The 12,912-nt window shown below is 71.2% G+C and carries 11 protein-coding genes; 5 read left to right on the plus strand and 6 right to left on the minus strand.

Annotated elements, in window-relative coordinates; translation table 11 throughout:
* Positions 1 to 82: 82 nt before the first annotated feature.
* Positions 83 to 1,366, minus strand: coding sequence for an ROK family protein (locus ACFWUZ_RS13570; RefSeq protein WP_384371563.1), 1,284 nt, complete (start codon positions 1,364 to 1,366; stop codon positions 83 to 85).
* A gap of 56 nt (positions 1,367 to 1,422) precedes the next feature.
* Here ACFWUZ_RS13570 and ACFWUZ_RS13575 point away from each other — a divergent pair, with 56 nt between their 5' ends.
* Positions 1,423 to 2,550 carry a Gfo/Idh/MocA family oxidoreductase gene (locus ACFWUZ_RS13575; RefSeq protein WP_384371565.1) on the plus strand — a complete coding sequence of 376 codons (1,128 nt, stop codon included), beginning with the start codon at positions 1,423 to 1,425 and terminating at the stop codon, positions 2,548 to 2,550.
* Between the two features lie 134 nt (positions 2,551 to 2,684).
* Here ACFWUZ_RS13575 and ACFWUZ_RS13580 read toward each other — a convergent pair whose 3' ends face one another.
* Positions 2,685 to 3,542 carry a fumarylacetoacetate hydrolase family protein gene (locus ACFWUZ_RS13580; protein WP_384371567.1) on the minus strand — a complete coding sequence of 286 codons (858 nt, stop codon included), beginning with the start codon at positions 3,540 to 3,542 and terminating at the stop codon, positions 2,685 to 2,687.
* A 524-nt stretch (positions 3,543 to 4,066) separates the two neighbouring features.
* On the minus strand, positions 4,067 to 4,912 hold the full coding sequence (locus ACFWUZ_RS13585) for a class E sortase (protein ID WP_384371569.1): 846 nt from the start codon (positions 4,910 to 4,912) through the stop codon (positions 4,067 to 4,069).
* Between the two features lie 47 nt (positions 4,913 to 4,959).
* On the opposite strand from ACFWUZ_RS13585, the gene ACFWUZ_RS13590 reads away from it, so the two are divergent.
* A complete protein-coding gene (locus ACFWUZ_RS13590; protein WP_384371571.1) occupies positions 4,960 to 5,958 on the plus strand; it encodes a tetratricopeptide repeat protein in 999 nt (332 codons plus the stop codon).
* 18 nt (positions 5,959 to 5,976) lie between these two features.
* Here ACFWUZ_RS13590 and ACFWUZ_RS13595 read toward each other — a convergent pair whose 3' ends face one another.
* Together ACFWUZ_RS13595 and ACFWUZ_RS13600 are read right to left on the minus strand one after the other, a co-directional pair.
* Complete coding sequence (locus ACFWUZ_RS13595) at positions 5,977 to 6,354, minus strand: very short patch repair endonuclease (protein ID WP_384371781.1); 378 nt, start codon at positions 6,352 to 6,354, stop codon at positions 5,977 to 5,979.
* A gap of 126 nt (positions 6,355 to 6,480) precedes the next feature.
* Entirely contained in the window at positions 6,481 to 6,639 is a 159-nt protein-coding gene (locus tag ACFWUZ_RS13600; protein ID WP_384371573.1) for a hypothetical protein, read from the minus strand.
* A 242-nt stretch (positions 6,640 to 6,881) separates the two neighbouring features.
* Between ACFWUZ_RS13600 and ACFWUZ_RS13605 the strand changes: the two genes are divergently transcribed.
* Genes ACFWUZ_RS13605 through ACFWUZ_RS13615 form a run of 3 tightly spaced genes read left to right on the plus strand, consistent with a single transcriptional unit; the run spans position 6,882 to position 10,839 of the window.
* Positions 6,882 to 8,972, plus strand: a complete 2,091-nt coding sequence (locus ACFWUZ_RS13605) for a helix-turn-helix transcriptional regulator (RefSeq protein WP_384371575.1) — start codon at positions 6,882 to 6,884, stop codon at positions 8,970 to 8,972.
* On the plus strand, positions 8,969 to 9,943 hold the full coding sequence (locus ACFWUZ_RS13610) for a hypothetical protein (RefSeq protein ID WP_384371577.1): 975 nt from the start codon (positions 8,969 to 8,971) through the stop codon (positions 9,941 to 9,943). Before ACFWUZ_RS13605 ends, ACFWUZ_RS13610 begins: the two co-directional genes overlap by 4 nt.
* Complete coding sequence (locus ACFWUZ_RS13615; protein WP_384371579.1) at positions 9,943 to 10,839, plus strand: DUF6339 family protein; 897 nt, start codon at positions 9,943 to 9,945, stop codon at positions 10,837 to 10,839. The genes ACFWUZ_RS13610 and ACFWUZ_RS13615 overlap by 1 nt, the downstream gene beginning before the upstream one ends.
* 296 nt (positions 10,840 to 11,135) lie before the next feature.
* On the opposite strand, the gene ACFWUZ_RS13620 is transcribed toward ACFWUZ_RS13615, so the two are convergent.
* Complete coding sequence (locus tag ACFWUZ_RS13620; RefSeq protein WP_384371581.1) at positions 11,136 to 12,200, minus strand: DNA cytosine methyltransferase; 1,065 nt, start codon at positions 12,198 to 12,200, stop codon at positions 11,136 to 11,138.
* Positions 12,201 to 12,912: the final 712 nt, after the last annotated feature.

Below are 12,912 nucleotides of genomic sequence, written 5' to 3' on the forward strand. Positions count from 1 at the left end.
GTTTACGCCCGGATGGAGGCGGGGTCAAGGGGCTGCCGGGACGGGTGGTGCGGACGGCCGGAGCCTGGGCCCGGCGTGTGCGTCAGGTGCGGCCGAAGAAGGGTGCCAGCACCAGTTCAGCCGCCCCCTGCGCCACACCGGCGGCGGCCAGGGCGACCGCGGGCGGGGGCCGGTTCAGCACCCGGGCCGCCAGGACGGCGCGGACCCCCGCCAGGAAGACCTCCGGGGCCGCGGCCACGACCCGGCCGCCGAGGAAGACGCGCTCCACGTCCAGCAGGGCGACCAGGTTGGCCGCGCCCTCGCCCAGGATCCGCGCGGCCTCCGGCAGGTCGCCGCGGGCCACCGCATCGAGGCACAGCACCTCCGCGCAGCCCCGCGCCCCGCAGCGGCATTCCGGGCCGTCCAGGCTGAGCACCTGGTGGCCGAACTCCCCCGCCGCCGACCGGGCACCCCGGTACACCTCGCCGTTCAGCCACAGCCCGGCGCCGAGCCCGGTGGCGACGTGCAGGTAGACGGAGGCGCCGGGGTCGGCGGAGGCCGGGGCCGCGGTGGCGGGGACGCGGGCACCGGGCCCGGGCGGCGCGCCCGGCGCAGGCGAGGCGTCCGCAACGGGCGGGACGGCGGAGCCGCCCTCCGCGGACCCGCCGGGCGCGGGTGGAACGGGGGCGGCCTGAACGGCCGCGCCCGGGGCCACGGGCACGGCGCGCGCGGTCGAGGCGGCCGGGGCGGGCACAGGCCCGGCCGCGACGGCCGAGGCCGCCCCCGCGTTGGTGTCCTTGTCGAGCAGCACGGGCAGGCCGAGCCGCTCCTCCAGCACCTGCCGCAGCGGGAACCCGTCCCAGTCCGGGAACCCCGTCACCCGGCCCATCACCCCGGCCCGGTGGTCCAGCGGGCCGGGCGCGGCCACGCCCACGCCCAGCAGCGGCGGCCCGGCGGGATCGGCGATCCGCAGCACCGCCCGTACGACCGCCTCCACCACCGCGTCCGGGCCCGCCCCGAAGTCCAGCGGGCCCGCGCTCGTACCCGTGACGGCGCCCGCCAGGTCCACCCGTACCGCCCGGAGCTCGTCCCGGTCCAGGTGCACGCCGACCGCGTGCCGGGCCTCCGGGACGAGCCGCAGCAGGGTCCGCGGCTTGCCGCCGGTGGACGCGGCCCGGCCCGCTTCCGCCACGAACCCCTCGGCACCGAGGCGCACCATGATCTTGCTGACGGCCTGCGGGGTGAGCCCCGTACGCGCGGCGAGCTCGCTGCGGCCCAGCCCGCCCGGCCCGGCGCCGCGCAGCAGATCCAGCAGCAACGCCTCGTTGTACCCGCGCAGCGCGGGCAGGTTCGCTCCTCCGCGCGTCGGTCCACTACCCCTGTTCACCGGCCCATTGTCCACCTTCCTTGCACTTTCACAACACTGTTGCCAAAGTGGTCGCCATGAACGTCACCGCCCCCGCCACCCCGCTGCGCGTCGGCCTCATCGGCTACGGACTCGCCGGTTCCGTCTTCCACGCCCCCCTCGTGGCCGCCACCGAGGGGCTCGTCCTCGACACGGTCGTCACCTCCGACCCCGCCCGGCAGGCGCAGGCGCGCGCCGAGTTCCCCGACGTCCGCATCGCCGCGTCCGCGGCGGAACTGTGGGACCGGGCCGGCGGCGGGGCCGGGGAGGCCGGCGGGAGCGGCCCGGGTGCGCTCGACCTCGTCGTGATCGCCTCCCCGAACAAGACCCACGTCCCGCTCGCCACCGCCGCCCTCACCGCCGGCCTCCCCGTCGTCGTGGACAAGCCGCTGGCCGCCACCGCCGCGGAGGCCCGCGAGCTCGCCGCCCTCGCCGAGCGCACCGGAACCTTCCTGTCCGTCTTCCAGAACCGCCGCTGGGACAACGACTTCCTCACCCTGCGCCGTCTGCTGGCGGACGGCGAACTCGGCGAGATCCAGCGCTTCGAGTCCCGCTTCGAACGCTGGCGCCCCCAGCTCAAGGGCGGGTGGCGCGAATCGGGCGCCCCGGAGGAGATCGGCGGCCTGCTCTACGACCTCGGCAGCCATGTCGTGGACCAGGCGCTCGTGCTCTTCGGCCCCGTCGTACGGGTCTACGCGGAGACCGACACCCGCCGCCCCGGCGCCGAGACGGACGACGACACCTTCCTCGCCCTCACGCACGCCGGCGGCGTCCGCTCCCACCTCTACGTCAGCGCGACCACCGCCCAGCTGGGTCCGCGGATGCGCGTCCTGGGCTCCCGCGCCGGTTACGTGAAGTACGGGCTCGACCCGCAGGAGGGCGCCCTGCGCGACGGGCTGCGGCCGGCGCCGGGGCAGCCGTGGGGCGAGGAGCCCGAGCACATGTGGGGCCGGTTGGGCTCCGGCGAGTCCCCGCTCACCGGAGCCGGGACCCCGGTACGGACCGTGCCGGGTGACTACCCGGCGTACTACGCGGCGGTGGCCGCCGCCCTGCGCGAGGGCGGTCCGGCGCCGGTCACGGCACTGGAGGCCGCACACTGCCTCGACGTACTGGAGGCCGCCCGCAGGTCCTCCCGCGACGGGACGGTCGTCGAGCTCGGCGCGTGACGCCGTACGCACGACCACGCGCGGGCAGGCAGACGGGAGGGGCGGGGCCGCCGACGGCAGCCCCGCCCCTCCCCGCGTCCGGCGGACCGGCACGGTGCCCTACGCACCCGGCGGTCCGCTGCGCGCCTGTCCGCCTACGCGCCCTTGAACTCCTGGCGCTGACGGCCCAGGCCGTCGATCTCCAGCTCCACGACGTCACCGGCCCGCAGGTAGGGCTTCGGCTCCGGCTGGCCCATGGCCACGCCCGCCGGCGTACCGGTGACGATGACGTCGCCCGGGTACAGGGTCATGAACTGGCTCAGGTACCGCACGACCTCGCCGACCGGGAAGATCTGGTCCGCGGTGTTGCCGTCCTGCTTGAGCTCGCCGTTGACCCACAGCTTCACGTCCAGGACCTGCGGGTCCGCCACCTCGTCGGCCGTCAGCAGCCAGGGGCCGACGGGGGTGAAGGTCTCGCAGTTCTTGCCCTTGTCCCAGGTGCCGCCGCGCTCGATCTGGAACTCGCGCTCCGAGACGTCGTTGACCAGCACGTACCCGCCGACGTGCGCGAGGCCCTCCTCGGCGGAGGCCAGGTAGCGGGCGGCGCTGCCGATGACGACCCCGAGCTCGGCCTCCCAGTCGGTCTTCACGCTGCCGCGCGGGATCAGCACGGTGTCGTCCGGGCCGACGACGGTGTCCGCGGCCTTGAGGAACAGGATCGGCTCGGCCGGCGGCTCCGCGCCGATCTCCGACGCGTGCCCGAAGTAGTTCAGGCCGATGCCCACGACCTTGCCGATCCGGCCGACGGGCGCACCGATGCGCAGCCCTTCGGCGTCCAGGGCGGGAAGCTCGCCGGAGGCAGCCGCGTCGCGCACCCGGGAGAGTACGGAGTCGTCGGCGAGCAGGGCGCCGTCCACATCCGTGATCAGGCCGGACAGGTCCCGCAGGGTCCCGTCCTGGTCGAGCAGCGCGGGGCGCTCCGACCCGACGGGTCCGACACGCAGCAGCTTCATGGGCATTCTCCCGTGGTCGTGGGTGGTCGGCCCGTGGGCATGCCCAGGGGCCGGCCGATGGGTTGCGGCCATCGGAGGATTGGTCGATCCTCCAAGATGTCCACCCGATCCGCAAGACCCTGTTCACGGACTGGAACGCACCACTCCGTCGCCCTGCACGCGCTCCACCTGCTCCGCCCGCTCCTTGCGGTACGGGAGCCGGGCCGCTCCGCCACCGACCACGCGGTGGCGGTGAGAACGAGAGCAGGGGCAGGACGCCGCCCGGCTTGCGCAGGACCTCCTGCTGCCCGGCACTCACCTCGGCCGCGGCCGCGCGCCGCCCGCGCAGCGCACTCGAGGCGGCCACCGCCGCAACGGCCGCGGACAGCCGCGCACGCGAAGTCGGGCGGACACGAGGGTCGACAGCCGAGCCCTGCGCCCCTCCCCTCCCACCACCGGACACGAACCTCCGTACGGGATCCGCTGTTCCTGCCGGTACCGGCCCGCCCCTGCCGACAACGGGCAGGGACCGGGAACACCCGGGGTCAGGGCCTGAGGGTCCCCCACACCACCAGCCGGTACTTGGAGCTGTACTCGGGCGTGCACGTCGTGAGGGTGATGTAGGCGCCGGGCTCGCTGTACCCGTGGCCCGGCTTCACCAGGCTCCGCGGCACGGGCGCGATCACCCCGGTGTCCCGCTCGGTGGTCTCACCGAGGACCTGCCCCACCACGTACACGTACCGGCGCCCGCGCACCTCGACGATCAGCTCGTCCCCGGCCCGCAGGCGGTTGATGTACCGGAACGGCTCGCCGTGGGTGTTGCGGTGCCCGGCCAGCGCGAAGTTCCCCTCCGCCCCGGGCTGCGCCGTCCCGGGGTACTGGCCGGCGTACCCCCGGTCGAGGACGGTCCGCTTGTCGATCCCCTGCGCCACGGGCACGGCGACCCCCAGCCGCGGGATGCGCAGTACGGCGTACGCCCTGTCCTGGGCCGGCGGCGGAGCCGGCAGGCCCCGGGACGGCCGCCCCGTCCGACCGGCGGCAGCGGACGGACCCGCGGGCGGCGCGGCGGACCCGCCGGGCGGCAGGAAGGACGAAGCGGAAGGGGAAGGGGAAGGCGAAGGCGAAGGCGAAGGTGAGGACTCGGCCGAGGCCCCGGCGGCCGGCCCCTCCGCCCGCCATTCCCGCTCCAGGGCCCGGACCTGCTCCTGGGCGGCGGCGAAGGCCTGCCGGTTGGTCCACCACACCTGGTGGACCACCAGAAGGGCCACCAGCACGCCCAGCGTGGTGATCATTTCGGCGCCGACCCACAGCAGGCCCGCGAGGCCGGCGCGGCGCCCCCGCCGGCCGCCCCCCTGCACCACCACGGGTACGCGATCTCGCACGGCCCGCACCTTAAGTCCTCCCCCGCCAACTGACCAGCAGCAGTACGGTGTGAACCATGCGCCCCGACACGCCTGCCGAGCACATCGCCGAAGCCGAGCGCCTCATCCGCACGGCGACCCGCTACCCCGAGGACCAGGAGCCCTTGCTCCTCCAGGCCGCGGCCCACCTCGAGTTGGCCGACGAGCGCGACCGGGCGAGCACCCTCTACGACCAACTCCTCTCCTCCTCCCCGGCCGACCCGCACCTGATCAAGGCCCTGCAGGCGGCGAACCTCTGGGAGTACGGCCACGAGCCGGAGGCCCGCGCCCTGATCTCGGGCCTGCGCGCGGCGGCCCCGAAGGACCCGGCGCCCTGGGAGGTCATCGCGGAAGCGCTGGAGGCCCACGACGAGTTGGAAGCCTCGCACGAGTGCTTCACCGAGGCGGCGACCCTCCTGCTCACGGAGGACACCCCCCTCACCCCGGCCACCACGGCCCTGCTCACCGGCCGCCACCGGGTCCGGCGCCTCCTGGGGCGCCCGCACGACGACTGGGACATGGTCGCGGACACCCGCCACATCGGCCCGATCCCCCTCGACGAACTCCACGACCCGAAGCGCATCTGGGCCCTGGGCTCCGACGACCCGGCCGAGCTCCGCGCCGAGATCGCCCGCCTCCGCGCCGAACTGGGCGACCGCCGCGCGGCCCTCTCCCGCCCCTTCCCGGTGGCGATCCTGCACTGGCCCGCGCGCGAACTGGCGGAACTCCTCACCAGCTACCCGACGCTCGCCGCCGACTACCCCTCGCACGAGGCCCACCTGCTGGCCGTGGAGTCCGCCCTCCGCTCCCTCGCCGCCTCGGGCACGACCAACCTCGGCATCGTCACCGCGAGCGTCCCGTCCTACGAGGCCTTCGCCGCGTCCGAGAAGACCTCCCCGGCCTCCCCGTCCCTGCTGGCCGAATACGCCACCACCCTGGCCGCCCGCGGCAAAGCCACCCCCTGGCCCCCCACCCCCACCTCCCCCTGCTGGTGCACCTCGGGCAAGCCCTACACGGAATGCCACGGCACCAACTGACGTAAGGGCAAATGGAGTTCAGGCCCTGCTGTCCCGCAGGACCTGTTCCACCCGCCTCGCCACGCCCACGGGGGGCTCGTGTTCCCAGAAGCGGAGCACGAGCCATCCCGTCGCCTGCAGGTGAGCCGTCGTCTCGAGGTCTCGGGCCCGGTTGCGGTCGAGCTTCACCCTCCACCACTCCGAATTCGCCTTCGGACTGGTGGCATGTTCCGGACACCCATGCCAGAAACAGCCGTCCATGAACACAGCGATACGGGCTCCCGGGAAGGCGATGTCGATCGTCCGACGGGACATTCCGGGAACTTTCCACTGCAATCGATAGCGCAGCCCAGCAGCGTGCAGCAGTTTCCGAACGGCGACCTCAGGACTGGTGTCCCGGCGCGACTGTCGACTCATCCGACCGGCCACAGCCGGAGTGGAGGCCACCACGACGGCCGATTCCGCCCGATTCGAGGTCATTTCATCACCTTCGGTCACCCGATCCCCGACGAGACGTTTCTGCGCACCCTCGCACCGACCCTCTCAGGGAGTCGGACCCTCCGTCGTCGACGCGATCCGTACGACGCTCCCGTCCGTACCGTAGACGGTGAACACGGTCCGACCCTTGCTCATACTGGCTTCCACCCGGACCACCCCCTCCTCACCCTCCGGTACGGACACCTCGACCACGGCCTCGTTCATGGACACCTCCCCACCGGGAGTCACCCCGGGAGCCGATTGCGACGCCGCCGACCCTACCGCACCTGCACCCCAACAACTCAGGCACCAGCAGGGAGTTGAGCGCCACCTGACCAGTACAGTGTGACACCAGCATCGAGCCCGAAGGAAGGGTTTTCGATCCAGCAACTTCAGTTTTGTTAATTAGATCTTGAAAATTAACTGCGCTGGGGTAGGTTGGGAGCCAGACACAGGGAGGGGTGCGCATGCCGACGGACTTCGCAGACTGGCTCGCATACATGTTGGGACTACGAGGCCTCAGCCAGAAGGACCTGGCGGACGCGGTCGGCGTCACACCCGCGGCCGTGAACGGGTGGGTCAACGGGCGCGCGACACCGAGGTCGGAAAAGATGCTGGCCATCGCCGCCGCCCTGGAGGTCACCGGGCTCGACGCGCTGCACCACCGCATGCCCACCTCCGGTTCCGACGCACTCGAGTGGATCTTCCGCGCAGCCCCGGAGGACGGGGGGCGCGAAGGCGGGAGTGCGGCGGGCTTCGCGTTCGCCGCCAGTCTCGACGTGCTTGCGCGTGAGGCGACCCAGAACAGCATCGACGAGCGGCTCCCGGGCGGTCCGCCCGTGGACTCGGCCTACACCCTGCACGAACTGTCCGGACCCCATCTGGCGGATTTCCTCGACGCGGTCGGCTGGACGGCAGTCGAGGAACACATCGTCGCGGCGGCCGACCCGGGCCAGAAGGTGGGACGCGTCCTCCGGGACGGGTTGGAACTCCTGCACCGCGAGAAGCGTCTCGTCCTGCTGCGCGTCGACGACCGCCACGCCACCGGCCTGACCGGACCGGAATTCGGTGACGGCAGGTTCGCCCGGGTCGTCCGCCGTACGCTGGACAGCGGCAAGGCGGGAGGGCAGGGCGGTTCTTACGGTCTCGGCAAGGCGGCCCTGTGGGCGGCCAGCCGCTTCGGGCTGGTCCTGGTGAACAGCACCCTGTCGACGCCCGAGGACGGGCGCAGCGAATACCGCATCTCGGGCCGACTGGAACTCCCCTGGCACCGGCACGAAGGGTCGGAGTATGCCGGCCCGGGATGGTTCGGGGTACCTGACGCGGAGCGCAGCCACACCGCGCGATCCTGGTGGGGCGACGAGAAGACCGCTTCCCGCCTGCACCTCGCACGCGGGGACGATGCCCCCGGTACCAGCTTCCTGATCGTCGGTGCATACGACGGCTCCGGCCGCGCCGAGGACCTGGAAGCCATGTACGAGCTGTTGGTCGAGAGTCTGTCGAAGAACTTCTGGGCTGCGATGATCGGCGGCCGGGACGCCGACGCAAAGGTCCGGTGCTCGGTCGCGGCCTATCGCAACGGAGTGTCCGTCCGACCGCAGACGTACATCGATCCGCACGAGGTCGAACCGGCCCGCTCCCGGGCCGTGCAGGCGTTCCTCGACGGGGAGACGGTCGAGGAAGTGACTGATCGAGGGCAGGTCCTCCGGGCCGAAGTGCCTCTGGAGCTCCGTGCCCGCAAGGACGGATCCCTGGAGACGGGTGAGGGGTCCCATCGCGCTGTCCTGCTCATCGCCTCCACGGACGAGCACGATCCCCACCCCGACCAGATCACCTTCATGCGGTCGAGCAGGATGGTGGTGAAGTCGAAGAAGGTCGGCGAACTCCCGCTGGGACACCGGGCCTTCCAGGCCGTACTGCTGGCCGGCAACGCCACGTTGGAGGGCACACCCGAAGCAGCGGCTGCGGAACAGATGCTGCGGGCGTCCGAACCCCCGGACCACAACGACTGGGTGGGAACCGAAGACCTGACGGCGACCTACGAGCGCGGGGCTCGACAGAAGATCCTCGAGTTCAAGCACGAGGTCGAACAGAAGGTCCGCGAACTCCTTCGCCCGCAGCAGGGGGAGGAGGAGGAAGACGCAGGCCCGGTCGTCCTCACCGAACTCCTGCGCCTCGGCACCCCGAAGACCACCGGGGCACCGAAGGTCCGGGCATTCCCGACCGTCAAGGCCGTAGAGGGGGTGCTCGACGGAACCGGCGCCTGGAACCTCACCGTCACTGTCCGCATTCCGCAACAGCGCAGGTCCCCGGACCCCTTGGTGATCCAAGCCGTCCCCCGATTCTGGTTCGGTTCCGGACCGGGTGCCGCGGTCGCGTGGAAGGAAGTCATCCCTTTGGAACACTGTGATCTGACCCCTGGGGGCAACCTCGTGTGCGATGCACACGCGACCCAGGTCAGGTTCCGTGCGGTCACGGATGTCACCAGCCACCCGGTCGTAGGCGCCATGTCCCGCGTCTCGGTCGACATCCGCCGGACGCAGGAGGTCGTGGCGTGAAGTCGGTCTTCCCCTACCGTGTCCTCAGCGGTGACGTGCGACTGAGGGTCGACGGCCTGCTCGTCGACAACGTGCCGGCGGCCCTTGATGCCCATGTCAGCGACGCCCACCAGGTGGTCGCTCTGCAGGCATTGACGGCGAGCAACGAGAACTGGCATGAAGTCCGTCTCAAGGTGTCGGCGACCGCAGACGTCAACGAACTGGCCGACGGACCGTGGCACGAGGTCGTCTGCGTGGCCGTGGTGACCAACCGCAGGGCCAACGTGCACACCGCCGTCCGGCTGTCATCGGCCGGACCGGGCCGCTGGATCGGCGACGTGGAACTCCCTCGTGGCGAGCACGTGGGCCGGAGCGAACTCACCGTGCGCATGGTGGCCACCGTCGACGGGGTCCCAGGCCGCCTCATCGGCACGGCGGCCGACCCCTGGTACGTCTCGTTCACGGCCAAACAGCCGATCGCCGACCGGGTGATCCCCATGCGGTGGGTCGAGTTCAGCAAGCAGGAAGGCTTCGAACAGTACGTGGACGACCCCTGGTTGCTGGACTTCGACGCCGGTGAGCCCGTCCTCCACCTCAACTCCGAGGTGGACGGTCTGCGTGAGGCCTTGCAGCGTTCGGGGAACTCCGAGCAACGGATACTGGGTGAGGTTCTGGGTGCCCAGATCGCCACGGAAGTATGGGCGTCCCTCTTCGGCTCCGCCCTGTACGCCACGGAGCTGGACGGCGGGCAGGTCGTCTGGCCGGAAGGCTGGCTCGGTGACGTCCTGCGCGAACTCCTTCCCGACATGTACCCCGACGTGGACATGGAGGAGAAGCTTGCCGAGCTGGTCGTCGAGCGGACCGCCGGAGGCAGCGGCACCGATCTGCAACGCCGACTGCACCATGCAGCGGGTCGTCGTGCCCTGCGTACACGCAAACTGTCCACAGGTCTGCGTGACCTGCGACGACTCTCGACCAAGAAGGAGTCCTGATGACCGCCGCAGCCCCGCAGGCACCGGCGAACCGGTTGGGTCGGCTGTCAGACACCATGGCCGCCACCTTCCTCAGCCGCACTGTCGTGAAGGAAGAGGCCCCTGTTCCTGTGGAGCGGCTCCGGCAGGGCGTCTCGTACTGGTTCCCTGACGAACGACGTTGGTCGACCGAGGAGCTCGCCTCCCTCCTTGAGGAGGCATCCGATGTGATCTCGGCGGGCGGGACCCCCACCACCTCGGACCAGTGGCTCGCCCCTCGTCTCCACTCCACGTTGCGCCTCACTCGCGCCGAGGCCGCCGACAACCAGCTGTGGAACTACATAGGGCTGGCGATGGGATCCGAACTCGTCCGGCTGCGCTGGGGCAGGCCGGCAGACGGAAAGCGTGTCGTCGCGCAGGCCGCCCGCTTCGCAGGGCGTTGGGACATCCAGCACTTCTCCCGACTCTGGTGGGCGGCGGAACTGTTCCGGAACGGGGACGACTACGAGCCCGTGGTGACCGCCTGCTCCAACCAGGACGTCCTGAACACGGCACTTCGACTGAAGCTCATGAACCATCGGCCCACAGCCCAGGCGTTCCTGAGACTGCTTCAGAAGGGTGTGGTCCGCACCGGTCGTGAGGTCAACCGCCTCGTGCAGTCCGCCGGCAGCGCAAGCAGCACGATCGCCTTCGAGGTGGTGGCTCCGGACCAGCCCAGGGACCATGAGGCGCTGGCCGCCTGGATCGCCTCCCCGACCGACATGTACTGGCAGTCGAAAAGGTCCCCGCAAGGACCCTTCGACGGACGGGTCGACGAGCGCTCCGTGAGTCGTCTCGTGACACAGTTCGAAGAACTCTTCCGGACGGTACCCGCCGCTGACGGCACGGACGTCGGACGAGGGGTGACGACCGGATGAGTGGCTTACGGACCCGATTCCGTCCGGGCAGGATGAGCCCACTGCAGGCATGTGCTCGCTCCCGTCCACCCCGTCATCGAAATGCGCCACGCAGGTCGATTCGGTAGCGAGCGCGTGCACAACCGCGACGTCCCTCCGGAAGGCAGGAAGGTCCACGACCGGTCCACGACCCACCTTCCGGACGGACGTGGGAACCCTTGCGTGGAGCCGTCGCATCCGGAAGGCGGTCGGCAACGGTGACGGGTACGGAAGTCGGCGGCGGGCTCATCTGCAGGGGATCGGGCCCGCCCTCCGTGTCAGTCTTCCGTCACGCCGGCACCCCGAAGCGCCCGGGCGATCTGCCTTCCCACGGCAGCGGCGAGCGGTGGCGGCACGGCCTGACCGACCTGCCGGTACGCATGCGTCTTCAGGCCTTGGATCCGCCATGTGTCAGGGAAGCCTTGGACCAGCGCGGCCTGCGCCACGGTCAGGGCGGGCATGTCCTCGGGTTCCATGTCGAGACCCCATCCCTTACCTGACAGATCCCATTGGACGCTGGGTGTGGAACGTCCCTTCCGATCCTGCTGGGCGTCAGCGTTGGCGACGGTGTTCCCGTTGATCCCGATCGACCGCCAGATCGCCTTGCTCCCCGGGAGTCCCAGATCGGCGCCTCCTCGCCGGTCCGATCCACCGACGAGCGTGGGCGCGAACCGCTGGGCACGGGCGCGCCACCTGTCGGCATGGGCCCAGCCACGAGTACGCATCGACGCGTGGAGAACGTCACCCACCGCGAGAGCCTCAGGCGCCGACTCCGGCCACGCGAAGTCGTCCGCGTACCGCTCCTTCAGCGCCACCATGAGTCCATGCTCACGGTCTTGCGGAACACCGAAATCCTTGGCATTCAGAACCCGCCAGTGGAGCCGGTACCCGAGATGCTCCAACTCCTTACGGATTTCTTCACGCTCGGCAGCGAAGGCATCACTCTGGACCATTTCCGGCACATTGTCGAACAGCACCGCGCGGGGCTGAACCGGCCCCACCAGGTAGAGCGCACACCGGAACAGCTCCCTCTCCGCCCGGTCCTCCGGACGCTTCACCGTGGCCGCGGATTTGATGCGCGGCATACCGGCGGACATGAGGTCCACGTCATAGACCTCCGAGTGGTCCTCCGGTTCGAATTCCTCGAGCGACGCCTGAATCACGTTCCAATGTGGCCGATTCGTGGAAAGGGTCCTGCATGTCTTGGCATCCCTTTCCACAAGGGCGACAGGTGCGAACCCGGCCGACTCCAGACCGAGCGCCATGCCTCCCGCACCTGCACAGATCTCCAGGGACGTGAGCGATTCCTGTGCGACCATCACACTCCTGACAGAAAAGGTCATTATTTATCAATCCACTTCCCTCGCCAAGACCGATCTTCATCCTTTTCAGGCGAATCTTTTCGGCCCGCGGTCGTCGCTCCCCGCCCGCCGGCGTCACCCCGGGCCCGGGAAGAGGGGGAGTTGTTGGTGGCCGCGGGTCAGGGCTGTGGGTGGGGCGGGAGTGGGCCAGCGTGAGGAGGGTGCGGAGGGCGGCGAGGACCTCGTGGGGGGTGTCGCGGATCATCGACGGGGTGGCGCTGACCACCAGGATGCCGTGGGCCTCCAGGCGCAGCCGGCGGCGGAGGGTGGCGTGCCAGGCGTCGCGCGTGTAGTGGTACTCCGCCGAGTCGATCTCCAGGGCCACGCCCTCGTCGGGCCAGTACGCGTCCGGGCTGGCCAGGAAGGTGCCGTCCGGGGTCGAGAGGCGGGCGTTCCACAGCGGGGTCGGGAGGTCGCTCGCCTCCAGGGTGTCGCGGGCGCGGGCCTCGGCGAGGGAGCGGGTGCCGGCGATCAGTTCCGCCGCGGCCTCGCGGACGGCGGGCCGGGCCAGGAGCCGGGAGGCCCGGAGCTCGGCGTGCAGGTCGTGCGGGTGGCACCAGCCGGCCTGGACCACCTGGGCGAGGACCGAGCGGATCCGGTCGGGGTGTCCGGCGCGGGCGGCGAAGTCGGCCGCGGCCCGCACGGGGCGGGTGCTCGGGACCCCCGACACCGTGATGGTGCGCGGCCAGCGGGA

Source organism: Streptomyces sp. NPDC058646, assembly GCF_042716875.1.
GTDB lineage: Bacteria > Actinomycetota > Actinomycetes > Streptomycetales > Streptomycetaceae > Streptomyces.